Raw genomic sequence first — 14,653 nt, forward strand, 5'->3', positions numbered from 1 at the left:
CGGACTGGCCGGACAGTGGTGTCAGTCGGTGGGCGTGGCGGCGACGAAGGCCCGCCAGCTCGCCGGGGGGAAGGTGAGCGCCGGCCCGGCCGGGTCCTTGCTGTCGCGCACGGCGACCACGCCGGGCAGGTTGTCGGCGACCTCGACACAGGCGCCGCCGTTGCTGTTGCTGCGGGAGGACTTGCGCCAGGTGGCGTGGGTCAGGTCCATGTCTGCACCACTTCCTCGATCAGCCGGGCGGACTGCCGGCATGGCAGCGCCTCGCCGGTCACAGTCTCCCAGCGCCGCTCCAGGGCGGCAACGTCGTTCGGGCTGTCCACGGTCTGCCCCCGGAGCTGGTTGTCCAGGTGGGCCAGCTCGGCCCCGTTCTGGAGCCGGGCCAGGATGAACGGGCCGTTGAGCCCGACATGCCAGGGAGCGTCGGCCGGCACGACCCGGACCTGCACGTTCGGCTCGGTGCCCACAACCAGCAAATGCTGTAGCTGCTCGCGCATGGTCTCCCGGTCGCCGAGTTGCCGGCGCAGCGTGTGCTCCTCCAGCACCGCGACGAGGTGCGGACGCGGCTCGGCGGCCAGCAGGGACTGCCGGGCGAGCCGGGCGACCACCCGCGTCTCCACCTCGTCGGCGGTCAGCTCGCCGCCCACGCCGAGCATCGCCCGCGCGTACCCCTCGGTCTGGAGCAGGCCGGGGATCACCGTCGGGTCGTACCAGCGCAGCGCCGCCGCCTCCCGCTCATTCTCGTCCCACGGGCGGAACCAGTCCGGCGCGGCGTGGAAGCGGATCAGCTCCAGCATGCCGACGAAGAGACCGCCGGTGTCCAGGGTCGAGTCGATGCGGCCGACGTAGTCCGGCTTGACCGGGCTCTGCCCGGTCTCGACCGCACTCACGTACGACGATGAATAGTTGATCAGTTTGCCCAGCTCCTCCTGGCTGAGCCCGCGCGCCTGGCGTGCGCGGCGTAGCTGTTCGTGCAGGAACGTCAGTGTCGGTATCCGGGACACTCGGCTCCCCTTTCCGCGGCTTCTGGTGGAGGCAACCGACGGTAGGGAGATGGCCACTCTGTGGCGAGGTGTTCCCGGCGTGTTGCGGTAACGACTGGCGGATCTGTGGCGACACGGCGAACGGTGCGTTGGCACTCTCCTTGACGGAGTGCTAGCCACGGAATAACCTGCGATTAGCACTCTCACCCTGAGGGTGCCAGCTTCCGGGTTTCACGACCCGGGTGCGAAACGCCAGGCGGACCGGCACCCGCGACGACGGCCCCGCCCGGTGGCATGTGGCAGATTGACGCTGGTCGGCCCCGCCGGCCAGCAACGAAACCAATACCCCAGGAGGGTATGCCCGTGACTACCGCGACCAAGGTTGCGATCAAGCCGCTCGAGGACCGGATCGTGGTCCAGGCGAACGAGGCTGAGACCACCACGGCGTCGGGCATCGTGATCCCCGACACCGCCAAGGAGAAGCCGCAGGAGGGCACTGTCCTCGCTGTCGGCCCGGGCCGGATCGACGACAACGGCAACCGTGTGCCGCTCGACGTCAAGGTCGGCGACACCGTTCTCTACTCGAAGTACGGCGGCACCGAGGTCAAGTACGCCGGCGAGGAGTACCTGGTGCTCTCCGCCCGCGACGTCCTCGCGGTCATCGAGAAGTAAGCAACCGATCAGTGCCATTGCCCCGGTCCGGCTCGCCGGGCCGGGGCAGTGGCGCTTCGAAGGGACATTCATGGCGAAGATCCTGAGCTTCTCGGACGACGCCCGGCACCTGCTGGAGCACGGTGTCAACGCCCTCGCGGACGCGGTCAAGGTCACCCTCGGCCCGCGCGGGCGCAACGTCGTCCTGGACAAGAAATTCGGTGCGCCGACGATCACCAACGATGGTGTGACCATCGCCAAGGAGATCGAGCTCACCAACCCCTACGAGAACCTCGGCGCGCAGCTGGTCAAGGAGGTGGCGACCAAGACCAACGACGTCGCCGGCGACGGGACCACCACCGCGACCGTGCTGGCCCAGGCCATGGTTCGCGAGGGCCTGCGCAACGTGACCGCCGGGACCAACCCGGCCGGGCTCAAGCGGGGCATCGACGCGGCGGCCACCAAGATCTCTGAGGCGCTGCTCGGTCGGGCCGCGGAGGTCACCGGCAAGGAGTCGATCGCGAACGTGGCGACGATCTCCGCGCAGGACTCCACCATCGGCGAGCTGATCGCCGAGGCGATGGAGCGGGTCGGCCGCGACGGTGTCATCACCGTCGAGGAGGGCTCGATGCTCACCACCGAACTGGACGTGACCGAGGGTCTCCAGTTCGACAAGGGCTTCATCTCGCCGAACTTCGTCACCGACCTGGAGGGTCAGGAGTCCGTCCTTGAGGACGCGTACATCCTGGTCACCACCCAGAAGATCTCGGCGATCGAGGAGCTGCTGCCGCTGCTGGAGAAGGTCCTGCAGAACAGCAAGCCCCTGCTGATCATCGCCGAGGACGTGGACGGCCAGGCGCTCTCCACCCTGGTGGTCAACTCGCTGCGCAAGACCCTCAAGGTCTGCGCCGTGAAGGCCCCGGGCTTCGGCGACCGGCGCAAGGCGATGCTCCAGGACATCGCGATCTCCACCGGCGCCGAGCTGGTCGCCCCGGAGCTGGGCTACAAGCTCGACCAGGTCGGCCTGGAGGTGCTCGGCACCGCCCGGCGCGTCGTGGTCGACAAGGAGAACACCACGATCGTCGACGGCGGCGGCCAGAAGGCCGACGTCGCCGACCGGGTGGCCCAGATCCGCAAGGAGATCGAGGCCTCCGACTCCGACTGGGACCGGGAGAAGCTGGCCGAGCGGCTGGCGAAGCTCTCCGGCGGCATCGCCGTGATCAAGGTGGGCGCGGCGACCGAGGTCGAGATGAAGGAGCGCAAGCACCGCATCGAGGACGCCATCGCGGCGACCAAGGCCGCGGTCGAGGAGGGCACCGTGCCCGGCGGCGGCGCCGCCCTGGTGCAGATCCTCCCGGTGCTCGACGACGACCTGGGCTTCACCGGTGACGAGAAGGTCGGCGTCTCGATCGTGCGCAAGTCGCTGGTCGAGCCGCTGCGCTGGATCGCGCAGAACGCCGGTCACGACGGCTACGTCGTGACCCAGAAGGTCGCCGACATGAAGTGGGGCAACGGCCTCGACGCGGCCAAGGGCGAGTACGTCGACCTGGTCAAGGCCGGCATCATCGACCCGGTGAAGGTGACCCGCAACGCGGTCACCAACGCCGCCTCGATCGCCGGTCTGCTGCTCACCACGGAGAGCCTCGTGGTCGAGAAGCCGGAGCAGGCCGAGCCGGCCGCCGCCGGCGGGCACGGCCACGGCCACCAGCACGGCCCGGGTTTCTGATCCGGTAGCGACACCCGTTCCGGGGCACACCGTCGTACGGCGGTGTGCCCCGGTCCGTCTCCAAATCATTACCGCACCCTGACATGGTTGGCGACCCGCCGAGTTGATCGCGCACACTGGGCCGATGAGCACCACGTCGCGCCGGTACGCCGCGCTGGCCGGAGTCACCGCCGCCGCCATCGCGATCGGGATCGCGGAACCGGTGGCGGTGCTGACCGGGCCCCGGTCGGCGCCGCTGGTCGCGGTCGGCGGGGTGGTCGTCGACGCCGTCCCGGAGTCGCTGAAACAGCTCGCCATCGACATCTTCGGCACCGCCGACAAGATCGCCCTGCTGGTCGGCACCGCGCTGCTGCTGGGCGCGTTCGCCGCGCTGCTCGGGGTGCTGGCGGTGCGCCGGTTGGCCCTCGGCCTGGCCGGGATCGCGGCGTTCGCCGCCGTCGGTGCGGCCGCCGCCCTGACCCGTTCCGGCGCGGACGCCGCCGACGCGCTGCCGTCGGTGGTCGGCGGCGGCCTCGGCGCCCTGGTGCTCTGGCTGTTCATTGCCGGTCCGCTGGAGCTGGACCCCTGGCCCTGGTCCCCACCCAGCCCACTCGCGTCCCATCAGCCGGTGACACCGGCACCGGTGTCGCCAGCCGGCCCTTCGGCGGCGGACGGCCGCGCGGTGCCCGGCACCCCACCGGTGCCGTCCGCCTCGCCGGAACCGGCCGTGCCGCCGGTGTCGTCGGCCTCGCCGGGGGCGGCCGTGCCGCCGGTCTCGTCTGCCTCGCCGGGGTCGGCCGTGCCGCCCCCGGAGTCGGCGGCGCCGGGCGAGGGGGTCGATCCGGAGTCACGGCGACGGTTCCTCACCGGCGCCGGGTTGCTGCTCGGCACGGCCACGGTGGCCGGTCTCGGCGGGCGCTGGCTGGCCGGGCGACGCGGGGTGTCCGCCGCCCGGGAGGCGATCCGGCTGCCCGCGCCGGCTGTCCCCGCACCGGCCCTGCCGGCGGGCGCGGACCTCTCGATGGCCCAGCTCGCGCCGTACGTCACCTCGAACTTCGGGTTCTACCGGATCGACACCGCGCTGGTGGTGCCCCAGGTGGACCCGGCGACCTGGCGGCTGCGGATCCACGGGCGGGTCCGTACCGAGCGCACCTACAGCTACGCCGACCTGCTGGCCCGGCCGTTGGTCGAGCGGTACATCACGCTGGCCTGCGTCTCCAACGAGGTGGGCGGGGATCTGATCGGCAACGCCCGCTGGCTCGGCGTACCCCTGCGCGAGCTGCTGGACGAGGTCGAGCCGGAGGCGGACGCCGACCAGGTCGTCGGCCGGTCGGTCGACGGCTGGACGTGCGGCACCCCCACCGCCCTGCTGCGCGACGGGCGGGACGCGCTGCTGGCCATCGGCATGAACGGTGAGCCGCTGCCCGTCGAGCACGGCTTCCCGGTACGGGTGGTGGTGCCCGGCCTCTACGGCTACGTGTCCGCCTGCAAGTGGGTGACCGAGCTGGAGTTGACGCGGTTCGCCGACTTCGACGCGTACTGGGTGCCGCGGGGCTGGTCGGCCCAGGGGCCGATCAAGACCCAGTCGCGGATCGACGCGCCCCGGGCACGCAACCGCCTGACCACCGGCCCGGTGACCGTGGCCGGCGTGGCGTGGGCGCAGCATCGGGGCATCCGCCGGGTCGAGGTACGCGTCGACGGCGGGCCCTGGCAGGAGGCGGAACTCGCCCCGACGGTGTCGGTGGACACCTGGGTCCAGTGGTCGTGGCGCTGGGACGCCACGCCGGGCGAGCACCGGCTCCAGGTCCGGGCGACCGACGCGACCGGCGAGACCCAGACCGAGCGCACCCAGGGCGTCGTCCCGGACGGCGCCACCGGCTGGCACACGGTCACCGTCACCGTCCGCTGACCGCGGTGGCATGCTGGCCAACCGGGGTCAACCGGACACCAGTCCCCGTTAACCTCAGCCGGTGGAGGCAGGGCGTGGCGGCAGGCGCTCCCTGATCCATGGCTACGGTGTTGCGCGCCGAGCCAGCTGGCTGGAGCTCTTCTTCGACCTGGTGTTCGTGGTCGCCGTGTTCCGGCTCGGCCAGCGGCTGGTGGACGATCCGTCGGCCCGCGGAGTGCTGGTCTTCGCCGGTCTGATCAGCGCGATCTGGTGGTTGTGGTTCAGCTTCTCCTATTTCGCCGACCTCTTCGACGACGACCGCCCACCGAGCCGCCTGGCGCAGCTGACCGCGATGCTGGGGGTGCTCGCGTTGGCAGCTTCCCTCCCCGGTGACGCCGCTGCCGACGCCAGCCGCTTCGCGGTGATCTACGGGCTGCTGCTGGCGCTGCTCACCGCGATGTACGCAGTCGTGGGCTGGCTCGATGTCGAGGCACGGGAATTCTGCTGGTGGAACGCGGCCGGCTTCCTGGCCGCCGCCGGGCTCTGGTGTGGCTCGCTCCTGGTGGCCCCACCCGCGCGGTACGGGGTCTGGAGCGTCGCACTCGTCGTCAACGCCACGATCGCCGGACCGCTGGCCTACGCCGTGGTGCGCCGGGCGCCGACGCAGAAGTCCCACATGCCCGAGCGGTTCGGTCTGTTCACCATCGTCGTGCTCGGGGAGGCGGTCCTGTCGGTCGCGAACGGGATCGACGCCACGGGGTGGCGAGGTGTCTCGGTGGCGACCGGGATCGGCGGTTTCGTCATCGCCAGCGGGGTGTGGTGGGTGTACTTCATCGCCACGTTCGACAGCGAGGCGGGAAACCGGGCGCTGCGTGCCGGGCGGCAGGCGGTGGTCCGGAGCTACCTCTACGCCTACGGGCACCTGCTGGTCTACGCGGCGATCGTGACCGCGGGTGTCGCCGTCGAGCTGGCGGCGGAGGAGGCGGCCCACCGGGGGCCCGGACATGACGTGGCCGGGCGGCTGCTGGGCGGTAGTCAGCTGGCGATGATCGCCGGCTGCGTCATCATCTACCGGGGAATCAGCCTGTCGGTCAGCCGCCGGGTGGCGTTGGCTCAGGCCGGGGTGGGCTTCGTCGCGCTGGTGGTCGCGCTGGGGGGACTGCCGCCGCTGGTGGCGGTGTGGCTCATCGCGGCGGCCTGGGTGGTGCTGGCGGTCGTCGAACAGGGTGCCGCGTCGGGCCGGTCACGCTGACGGCCTTCCCGCCGTGGTGCCGCGACCGCTGGTCACGCTCGGGTCGGCCCGACTCGGCTGGCCGCGGCCCGCCCCACGGTTGGAGCACCGTGAAGCGGGCCGCGAGGTGGTGCCGGGCACGTCAGACGGCGATGCGTCCACCGTCGACGGGCAGCACCGCGCCGTGCACGAAGCTCGACCGCTCGGTGGCCAGGAAGGCGACCGCCTCGGCGATCTCCTCGGCCGAGCCGGGCCGGCCGGCCGGTGCCATGGTGGCCAGCTGGTCAAGGTTGTCCCCCATGCCGGCGGTGCCCTCGGTGCGGGTCGGGCCGGGGCTTACCGCGTTCACCCGGACGCCCTGAGGCCCGTACTCGGCGGCCCAGGACTTTGTGAGCAGGACCAGCGCGGCCTTGCTCGACCCGTAGAGGCTCATCCCCGCCTGACCGAACTCGGCGACCATGGTCGTCAGGTTGATGATCGCGCCGTGGCCGCGCTTCGCCATCTCTGGCGCGAGTTCGGCGACCAGGAAGTACGGGGCCTTCACGTTCAGCGCGAACACCGAGTCGAAGTCCTGCTCGGTGGTCTGCTCGGTGGGGCCGAACGGGTAGATACCGGCGTTGTTGACCAGTACGTCCACCTGCCCGACCAGCTCCCTGGTCCGCGCGGCCAGGTACCGGGCCGACGCCTCGTCACGCAGATCGGCGACCAGGAAGTCCGCCCGCCCGCCTGCCGCACGGATCTCCCGGACCACGTCGCCGCCCCGGGTCTCGTCCCGCCCGGAGATCACCACGTGGGCACCGAGCGTGGCCAGCGCCATCGCGGTCGCCCTGCCGATGCCGCTATTGCCACCGGTCACCAGCGCCGATTTTCCTCGAAGGTCTGTCATCGTTTCTCCACCCACATTCAGTTCCGTCAATCGGCGGCTTCGGTCGGGGCTGTCCCGACCAGTGGGTGCAAGTCGTCCAGGGGCTCAGCGTTTCCCATCGCCCTCTGCGGGCTGCTTATGGCCGCCATAAGCACCGCGGTCGTGCAGCTGCCGGAGCTACTCCGGGTCCCGCAGTTCCAGCGCGGCGATGAAATGACCGAGGTCGCGCCGGTGGGAGTCGGCCGGCCAGGCCGCCCAGGTACGCCGGACCAGGGGATGCCCGACCAGCGGTGACCAGGTGACCGGGTCGGGAATCGGTGGTGACCAGTCGGGTGGCGCCAACGCGAAGGCTGCGCCGGCGGTCACCGCGGCGAGCTTCACCGCGGGGATGAGTTCCTGTCCTTCCGGCGCGACAGGCCCGAGATCGAGTCCATGGCTGCGCAGGATCGCGGTGAGTTCGTCGTACCAGGCGGGGCTCCCGGAGCGGGGGAAGCCCACCCAGCTCAGCCCGGCCAGCGCGTCCAGGCGAATCCCGTCGGGCCCGGCGATCTTGGCGGCCGGTTCGGTGGCCAGCAGCACACCCAGCCGTTCCTCGATGACCAGCACAGCGTCCAGGTCCGGGCCGACCGGGCGTTCTCGGACCAGTCCGACGTCGATGTCGCCGGCCCGCAGTGCGGCGACCTGCGCCGCGGTGGACATGTGGCGAGCCTGCACCCGGGTGCCCGGGTAGGCCGCGGCGAGATCGGCCAGCGGTCGGGAGAGTACGTCGGTGGGGAGTTCCAGCGGGATCCCGAGCCTGAGCACGCTGTCGCCGACGGAGGTGTGCCGGGCGACGGCGGCGACCGCCTGGTCGTGCCGGGCGAGCACCGCGCGAGCCTCGTCGAGCAACGTCATGCCCGCCTCGGTGGCCCGCACTCCGGTGCTGCCACGAATCAGCAACTGCACGCCGAGTTGTCGCTCCAAGGCGTTCATGCTCTGCGACAGCGCGGGCTGGCTCACGTGCAATCTGCGCGCGGCCGCGGACAGACTCCCCTCCTCGACGACCGCGACGAACGCCCGCATTTCCCGTATTTCCACCCGCCCATCACATCACGCAGGCCGATGCCCCTCGCGCGGCGAGCCCTCGGGTGCCTGCTCCGCGATGTGCGTCGACGCCGCGCCCCGGTGCAGAGGCGCGGCGTCGCATGTCGGTGTCGCGGAGGTGAGGCCGCTCAGGCGACGTTGCGCTGGGCCGGGACGGTGGACTTGTGCGGGCGGCCCAGCCGGGCCTCCAGGCGGGCCACGTCGACACGGGCCTGCCGGCGGTCCGCCAGGTCCTCCCAGCCGAGGGCGAGGAGCCGCAGCCGCTCCGACTCGCTGAAGCCGCCCCACACGCCGTACGGCTCGCGGACCGACAGCGCGTGCGCGGCGCACTCGGCGCGGACCGGGCAGGCGCGGCAGACGGTCTTGGCGGCGGACTCCCGACGTAGCCGGGAGGAACCCCGCTCGCCGTCGGGGTGGAAGAACTGGGCACTGTCCCGCCCTCGGCAGGCACCGAGCCGCTGCCAGTCCCATAGGTCGACGATGGGTCCGGGCAGTCTACGTACGTTCGACATCAGCACCCCTCCTCCCGCGCGGCACCGCGAGATCCTTTTGGCCGGCTTCCGGGCGGCGGGCCGCGCAGGCGCACCGTTCCCGGCCTGGATGTCTCGGTACCCGGGCTTTCCCCGGCTCACACGTCTGTGATCGAGAACGCCCCAGATGTTGCGGCTTTTGTCCTATCTGTCGGAAAAGTTCGGAGGATTGCCCGGAACCCCCTCCTCAGCCGACCCCGTCATGGTCTGCTCGTTGGCGGAGAGGAGATCACAGTGCGTACCGTTCTTGTGTGCGTTCGGACACCACTCGCGGCCCAGCACCTGACTTCGGCCGCCGCGCGGCTGGGGCTGTCCGCGATCGTTCGTACCGCCGTCTCCGATCCCGAGGTGATGCTGCGGCTGGCCGAGCGACCGGCCGACGTGGTGCTGGCCGACACGGCCCTCACCCGGCCGGACAGCGCGGGCTTCGTCCGCCGGGTCCTGGCCCGCGCGCCGCAGGCGGCGGTCGTGCTGCTCGGCGCCGAGGAGTCCGAGGCGGCGGCGGCGACCATCAGCGCTGGCGCTCGGGGCCTCATCCAGAACGCCGACCATGACCTGACCAGCGCGGTGGCCAAGGCTCTGCTGCTGCTCACCGCGCCCGGCCGGGCGTCCCGGCAACGGATCACCGACCCGGCCCGGGACACCGCGGCGGTCGGCGGGCGCTCCGCGCCGTCGCTGCGCGGCTCGGGCGAGCCCGGCTGGGGCGCCGCGCCCGGCGAGGGCCCGGCGGGTGTGCCGTCGGTGCCGGTGCAGCGGGGCGACGACGAGGTCGAGCCGGCGACCGGTGAGCCGGAAGCGGACCAGACCGAGCCGCCCAGCCCCGCCCCGAGCGCCCGGCCTGCCCGGGCGGTCGGACTCACCGAGCGGGAGCTCCAGGTGCTGCTGGGAATGGCCGAGGGCAAGAGCAATGCGGAGATCGGCCGGGAGCTGTTCGTCTCGGAGGACACCGTCAAGACCCACGCCCGTCGGCTGTTCCGCAAGCTCGGCGCCCGGGACCGGGCGCACGCGGTGGCCGCCGGGTTCCGCGCCGGCCTGGTCGCCTGATCCACCACTCCGACGCGACACGGGCCTGATCGTGCTCGATCCAGGATGTAGTGGCTTCCTCGAACCGGGAAGCCACTGTTTCCTTGTTGCAGCACGATCTTGCCGGCTCGAACACCGGGCCGAACGAGCGGGTGGACCGGGTCAGTCGGCGGCGGGGGTGCCCGGTTCGTCCTCGGTGCCCTCGGTCAGGGTGTCGTGCACCCCGTCGGCGTACCCGCGGGCGTAGTCCCAGGTCACGTAGTGGTCCGGGTCCGGGTCGTACGCCGGCTCGTGCACCCGCGGCCGGCCCGAGTTGAGCAGGTGTCGCAGGTTGCCCCGGAGCAGGTCCCAGTCGAAGTAGTGCGGCTCCCGGCAGTCCTCGCACTCGATCACCAGCCCGCGGACCCCGATGGGCGCCAGCAGCGCCTGGTAGATCTCCAGGTCGGCGAGGTCTTCCAGCACATCCTGCCGCTCGACGTCGGTCAGCGGATCCGGCGTCGCGTCGTCGCCCGGATCGTCCAGCCCCGCGGTCGGGTCGGCCGGGTCGCCGTTGAACGGGTCGATGGGCTCGTCGTGCACCCCCTCACCGTAGACCCAAGTCGGTGGGAGCGTCCGCCCCCGGCCCCGCGCCGGGCCGGCCCGCCACCGGAGGAGTCGCCCAGCTCACTGGGTACGATGGGACGACGCGCCGGCACCGTGGCGCGTTCCGGTGCCCGCCCGCGCCACCTCGCTGAAGCCCATCCGAGCAGCTCAGGGGAGCAATCGTGGAAAATTCGCCCAGCACCGACCTTCCGGCCGGCGCCGAGCACGCCGAGCTGGGCGGCCACCTGCCCGAGCTGCCGGCCGGCTCGGCCCGGGTGGTTCCACTCGGGCTCACCTTCGACGACGTGCTGCTGCAGCCGGGCGAGTCGGACGTGGTTCCCAGCCGGGTGAACACCCGTACCCGGCTCACCCGCACGATCGAACTGACCATCCCGCTGCTCTCCAGCGCCATGGACACCGTCACCGAGGCGCGGATGGCGATCGCCATGGCCCGCCAGGGCGGCATCGGCGTGCTGCACCGCAACCTGTCCCTGGAGGACCAGGCCCTCCAGGTCGACCTGGTCAAGCGCTCCGAGTCCGGCATGATCACCAATCCGGTGACCGCCAGCCCGAACGACACCCTGCGCGAGGTCGACGAGCTCTGCGGCCGGTACCGGATCTCCGGTGTGCCGGTGGTGGACGGGGACGGCCAGCTCGTCGGCATCGTCACGAACCGCGACATGCGCTTCGTCTCCGAGCCGGACACGCCGGTGCACGAGATCATGACGCGTACGCCGCTGGTCACCGCTCGGGTCGGGGTGAGCAAGGACGAGGCGCTGGACCTGCTGCGCCGGCACAAGGTCGAGAAGCTGCCGATCGTCGACGACTCGGGCCGCCTGCGTGGGCTGATCACCGTCAAGGACTTCACCAAGAGCGAGCAGTACCCGGACGCCACCAAGGACGACGCCGGTCGGCTGCGGGTGGCCGCCGCGATCGGTGTCGGCGAGGACGCGTACAAGCGGGCCCGCACCCTGGTCGACGCGGGCGTGGACGTGCTGATCGTGGACACCGCGCACGGCCACCAGCGGGCGGTGCTGGACATGGTCCGCCGGCTCAAGAAGGACGTGACGATCGACATCGTGGGCGGCAACGTGGCCACGTACGCCGGCGCGAAAGCGCTGGTCGAGGCCGGTGCCGACGGCGTGAAGGTCGGCGTGGGGCCGGGCGCGATCTGCACCACCCGGATCGTCGCCGGGGTCGGCGTGCCGCAGATCACCGCGATCATGGAGGCCGCCCGGGCGGCCCGTCCGGCCGGCGTGCCGGTGATCGGCGACGGCGGCATTCAATACTCGGGCGACATCGCCAAGGCGCTGGTGGCCGGCGCCGACACGGTGATGCTCGGCAGCCTGCTGGCCGGCTGCGAGGAGAGCCCCGGCGAGCTGATCTTCGTCAACGGCAAGCAGTACAAGGCGTACCGCGGGATGGGCTCGCTCGGCGCGATGCAGTCCCGGGGCCAGGCCAAGTCGTACAGCAAGGACCGCTACTTCCAGCAGGACGTGCTCAGCGACGACAAGCTCGTGCCCGAGGGCGTCGAGGGTCAGGTGCCCTACCGGGGGCCGCTCTCGCGGGTGGCCCACCAGCTGGTCGGCGGGCTGCGCCTGGCGATGGGGTACGCCGGTGCGGAGAACATCCCCGATCTGCACCACCGCGGCCAGCTCATCCGGATCACCGCGGCCGGGCTCAAGGAGAGCCACCCGCACGACATCCAGATGACCGTCGAGGCGCCCAACTACCACACCCGCTGACCATCCCCCAACAACCTGGAGTCCCCCATGCGTGACGTGGTCGAGATCGGGCTGGGCAAGACCGCGCAGCGCGGCTACCACCTGGACGACATCGCCATCGTGCCGAGCCGCCGGACCCGGGACGTCGACGACGTCTCCACCGCGTGGCAGCTGGACGCGTACCCGTTCGGCATCCCGTGCGTCGGGCACCCCTCGGACGCCACGATGAGCCCGGCCTCGGCCGTCCGGCTCGGTGAGCTCGGCGGCCTCGGCGTGCTCAACGTCGAGGGGCTGTGGACCCGCTACGAGAACCCGACCAAGGTGCTGGAGGAGCTGGCCGGCCTCGACGAGGACGCCCGCGCCACCAAGCGGCTCCAGGAGGTGTACGCCGAGCCGATCCGCCCGGATCTGATCGCTGAGCGGGTCCGCGAGCTGCGCGCCGGTGGCGGCACGGTGGCGGTGCGGGTGTCCCCGCAGCACACCCTGGCGCTGGCTCCGGTGATCCTGGACGCCGGAGTGGACATCCTGGTCATCCAGGGCACCATCGTCTCGGCCGAGCACGTGTCGACCACCGACGAGCCGCTGAACCTCAAGGAGTTCATCGCCGACCTCGACCTGCCGGTGATCGTCGGCGGCTGCACGGACTACAAGACCGCGCTGCACCTGATGCGTACCGGTGCGGCCGGCGTGATCGTGGGCATCGGTGGCGACGAGTGGTCGACCACGGAATCGGTGCTGGGCATCCGGGTGCCGATGGCGACCGCGATCGCCGACGCCGCGGCGGCCCGCCGGGACTACCTCGACGAGACCGGCGGCCGGTACGTGCACCTGATCGCCGACGGCGACATCCAGACCTCGGGTGACATCGCCAAGGCGCTCGGCTGCGGCGCGGACGCGGTGATGCTCGGGGAGCCGCTGTCGCTCTGCGAGGAGGCGCCCGCCGGTGGTGCCTGGTGGCACTCGGCGGCCAGTCACCCGTCGCTGCCCCGGGGCGCGTTCGAGGTCGCCGGTGAGCCGATCGGCTCGATGGAGCAGCTGCTCTTCGGGCCGGCCGACGAGGCCGACGGCCAGCTGAACCTGTTCGGCGGGCTGCGCCGGGCGATGGCCAAGTGCGGTTACCGCGACCTCAAGGAGTTCCAGAAGGTCGGGCTGGTCCTCGACCGCTGACCTGTCTCCCGTACGCCGGAAGGCCGGCCCCGCCACGCTGCGGGGCCGGCCTTCGTCGTACCGGGGGCGTCAGCCCTCGGTGAACTCGGGCCGCGCCGGCGTCACTTCTTGAGGTAAATGGTCAGGTCGGACATGTTGCGGTAGCTGGTCGCCGCGAAGTCGAGCGACTGGCCCCGGTTGGCGGCGCCGCCGGGGGCGGTGTCCATCTCCCAGTTGGCGTGGTGGAAGTCCCGCTCGCCGATGGTCTGGAAGAACTGCTGGAAGTTGAGGTCGCCCTCGCCCAGCGGGGTCATCTGGTAGCCGTTGGGCACGCTGGTGTCCCGGTCGCCGTCCTTGGCGTGGAAGAGCGGGAATCGGGTGGTCCGGTCGGCCACGGTGAGGATCGGGTCGAACAGGTCGGTCACCTCGCGGCCCGCCGGGTCGACGTACTTCTGGTGCTTGTAGCGGGCCACGTAGGCCCAGTAGATGTCGAGCTCGAAGAAGACGTACCGGGGGTCGGTCCTGCCGAAGAAGTACTCCAGCCGCCGGACGCCGGAGGAGCGGGTGGGTCGGCCCTGGTCGTCCAGCGGACCGGAGTCGAGCAGGAAGCTGTACGCGACGTCGTGGTTGTGCGTGTAGAGCCGCATGCCCCGGGCCCGGGCCTGCCGGCCCAGCTCGTTCCAGGTGTCGGCGGCGGCGTCCCAGTCGGCCTTGTACGCGCTGTTGGTCGGGTCGCTGCCGGTGCCGATGTTCTTCATGCCGAGTTCCTCGGCGATGTCCAGCTGCTGCTGGAAGGTGGCCGCCTGGATCGAGGCGTGGGTGCCGTTGGCCACCAGGCCGTTGTCGTCGAGGATCTTGCGGATCTCGCGGGGCGTGATCTGCCGGCCGAGGATGTCGGTGCTCTGGGTGTAGCCCGCGAACTCAATCTCCTTGTAGCCGATCTCGGCGAGCCGGGCGAGAACTCGCTCGAAGCCGTACGGCACGCCGCTGTCGTCGGGCGCGGCGGTGATCCGGTCCCGGACGCTGTAGAGGATGATGCCGCGGTTCCTCGACGGGATCAGCGGTTCGACCCGAAGCCTGCTCTTCCCCTTGTCCTTGCGGTGGGCGAGCGCCGGGGTGCCGGTGGCGAGGACCGGCAGGCCGGCCGCGCCGAGTGCGGCGGCCGCGCCGGCGGACGCGGCGAGCAGTGACCGACGGCTGAGCCGGCCGGGAGAGGAGGCGTCGGGTGCGGTGTGGTCTGGCATC

General features: G+C 71.6%; 14 protein-coding genes. 7 read left to right on the forward strand and 7 right to left on the reverse strand.

Annotated elements, in window-relative coordinates; translation table 11 throughout:
* Window positions 1-21: 21 nt before the first annotated feature.
* Both ACWD6N_RS22325 and ACWD6N_RS22330 read right to left on the reverse strand, forming a co-directional pair.
* The gene (locus tag ACWD6N_RS22325; protein ID WP_387327793.1) at window positions 22-210 is read right to left on the reverse strand and encodes a DUF397 domain-containing protein; all 189 of its coding nucleotides are present in this window, start codon (window positions 208-210) and stop codon (window positions 22-24) included.
* Window positions 201-1,001 carry a helix-turn-helix domain-containing protein gene (locus ACWD6N_RS22330; RefSeq protein ID WP_387327790.1) on the reverse strand — a complete coding sequence of 267 codons (801 nt, stop codon included), beginning with the start codon at window positions 999-1,001 and terminating at the stop codon, window positions 201-203. The genes ACWD6N_RS22325 and ACWD6N_RS22330 overlap by 10 nt, the downstream gene beginning before the upstream one ends.
* A gap of 336 nt (window positions 1,002-1,337) precedes the next feature.
* On the opposite strand from ACWD6N_RS22330, the gene groES reads away from it, so the two are divergent.
* The 4 genes from groES (at window position 1,338) to ACWD6N_RS22350 (ending at window position 6,476) form a co-directional block, all read left to right on the forward strand.
* The gene (groES, locus tag ACWD6N_RS22335; RefSeq protein WP_084757526.1) at window positions 1,338-1,652 is read left to right on the forward strand and encodes a co-chaperone GroES; all 315 of its coding nucleotides are present in this window, start codon (window positions 1,338-1,340) and stop codon (window positions 1,650-1,652) included.
* Between the two features lie 70 nt (window positions 1,653-1,722).
* Entirely contained in the window at window positions 1,723-3,357 is a 1,635-nt protein-coding gene (groL, locus tag ACWD6N_RS22340) for a chaperonin GroEL (protein WP_354964727.1), read from the forward strand.
* Window positions 3,358-3,481: 124 nt separating this feature from the next.
* Window positions 3,482-5,245: a molybdopterin-dependent oxidoreductase gene (locus tag ACWD6N_RS22345; protein ID WP_354964726.1), complete on the forward strand. Its 1,764-nt coding sequence runs from the start codon at window positions 3,482-3,484 to the stop codon at window positions 5,243-5,245.
* A gap of 61 nt (window positions 5,246-5,306) precedes the next feature.
* Window positions 5,307-6,476: a low temperature requirement protein A gene (locus ACWD6N_RS22350; protein ID WP_354964725.1), complete on the forward strand. Its 1,170-nt coding sequence runs from the start codon at window positions 5,307-5,309 to the stop codon at window positions 6,474-6,476.
* Window positions 6,477-6,597: 121 nt separating this feature from the next.
* Here ACWD6N_RS22350 and ACWD6N_RS22355 read toward each other — a convergent pair whose 3' ends face one another.
* The 3 genes from ACWD6N_RS22355 to ACWD6N_RS22365 form a co-directional block, all read right to left on the reverse strand.
* Window positions 6,598-7,341, reverse strand: coding sequence for an SDR family NAD(P)-dependent oxidoreductase (locus ACWD6N_RS22355; RefSeq protein WP_354964724.1), 744 nt, complete (start codon window positions 7,339-7,341; stop codon window positions 6,598-6,600).
* Window positions 7,342-7,497: 156 nt separating this feature from the next.
* On the reverse strand, window positions 7,498-8,397 hold the full coding sequence (locus tag ACWD6N_RS22360; protein ID WP_354964723.1) for a LysR family transcriptional regulator: 900 nt from the start codon (window positions 8,395-8,397) through the stop codon (window positions 7,498-7,500).
* Between the two features lie 134 nt (window positions 8,398-8,531).
* Entirely contained in the window at window positions 8,532-8,915 is a 384-nt protein-coding gene (locus tag ACWD6N_RS22365) for a WhiB family transcriptional regulator (protein ID WP_354964722.1), read from the reverse strand.
* Window positions 8,916-9,167: 252 nt separating this feature from the next.
* Here ACWD6N_RS22365 and ACWD6N_RS22370 point away from each other — a divergent pair, with 252 nt between their 5' ends.
* Window positions 9,168-9,977, forward strand: coding sequence for a helix-turn-helix transcriptional regulator (locus ACWD6N_RS22370; RefSeq protein WP_354964721.1), 810 nt, complete (start codon window positions 9,168-9,170; stop codon window positions 9,975-9,977).
* 141 nt (window positions 9,978-10,118) lie between these two features.
* Here the strand turns inward: ACWD6N_RS22370 and ACWD6N_RS22375 are convergent, their stop codons facing one another.
* Complete coding sequence (locus ACWD6N_RS22375) at window positions 10,119-10,535, reverse strand: DUF5319 domain-containing protein (RefSeq protein ID WP_354964720.1); 417 nt, start codon at window positions 10,533-10,535, stop codon at window positions 10,119-10,121.
* A gap of 185 nt (window positions 10,536-10,720) precedes the next feature.
* On the opposite strand from ACWD6N_RS22375, the gene guaB reads away from it, so the two are divergent.
* Both guaB and ACWD6N_RS22385 read left to right on the forward strand, forming a co-directional pair.
* Window positions 10,721-12,283, forward strand: coding sequence for an IMP dehydrogenase (gene guaB, locus ACWD6N_RS22380; protein ID WP_354964719.1), 1,563 nt, complete (start codon window positions 10,721-10,723; stop codon window positions 12,281-12,283).
* A 27-nt stretch (window positions 12,284-12,310) separates the two neighbouring features.
* Window positions 12,311-13,429, forward strand: coding sequence for a GuaB3 family IMP dehydrogenase-related protein (locus ACWD6N_RS22385; RefSeq protein ID WP_354964718.1), 1,119 nt, complete (start codon window positions 12,311-12,313; stop codon window positions 13,427-13,429).
* A gap of 101 nt (window positions 13,430-13,530) precedes the next feature.
* Here the strand turns inward: ACWD6N_RS22385 and ACWD6N_RS22390 are convergent, their stop codons facing one another.
* Window positions 13,531-14,652: a sugar phosphate isomerase/epimerase family protein gene (locus tag ACWD6N_RS22390; RefSeq protein ID WP_354964717.1), complete on the reverse strand. Its 1,122-nt coding sequence runs from the start codon at window positions 14,650-14,652 to the stop codon at window positions 13,531-13,533.
* Between the last annotated feature and the right edge of the window lies 1 nt (window position 14,653).

The organism is Micromonospora sp. NPDC005163 (genome assembly GCF_053599835.1).

Bases quoted from the DNA above. Each gene is read 5' to 3' on its own strand.
- ACWD6N_RS22325 (WP_387327793.1), bottom strand. From the start codon at position 210: ATGGACCTGACCCACGCCACCTGGCGCAAGTCCTCCCGCAGCAACAGC.
- groES (WP_084757526.1), top strand. From the start codon at position 1,338: ATGCCCGTGACTACCGCGACCAAGGTTGCGATCAAGCCGCTCGAGGAC.
- groL (WP_354964727.1), top strand. From the start codon at position 1,723: ATGGCGAAGATCCTGAGCTTCTCGGACGACGCCCGGCACCTGCTGGAG.
- ACWD6N_RS22345 (WP_354964726.1), top strand. From the start codon at position 3,482: ATGAGCACCACGTCGCGCCGGTACGCCGCGCTGGCCGGAGTCACCGCC.
- ACWD6N_RS22355 (WP_354964724.1), bottom strand. From the start codon at position 7,341: ATGACAGACCTTCGAGGAAAATCGGCGCTGGTGACCGGTGGCAATAGC.
- ACWD6N_RS22365 (WP_354964722.1), bottom strand. From the start codon at position 8,915: ATGTCGAACGTACGTAGACTGCCCGGACCCATCGTCGACCTATGGGAC.
- ACWD6N_RS22385 (WP_354964718.1), top strand. From the start codon at position 12,311: ATGCGTGACGTGGTCGAGATCGGGCTGGGCAAGACCGCGCAGCGCGGC.
- ACWD6N_RS22390 (WP_354964717.1), bottom strand. From the start codon at position 14,652: ATGCCAGACCACACCGCACCCGACGCCTCCTCTCCCGGCCGGCTCAGC.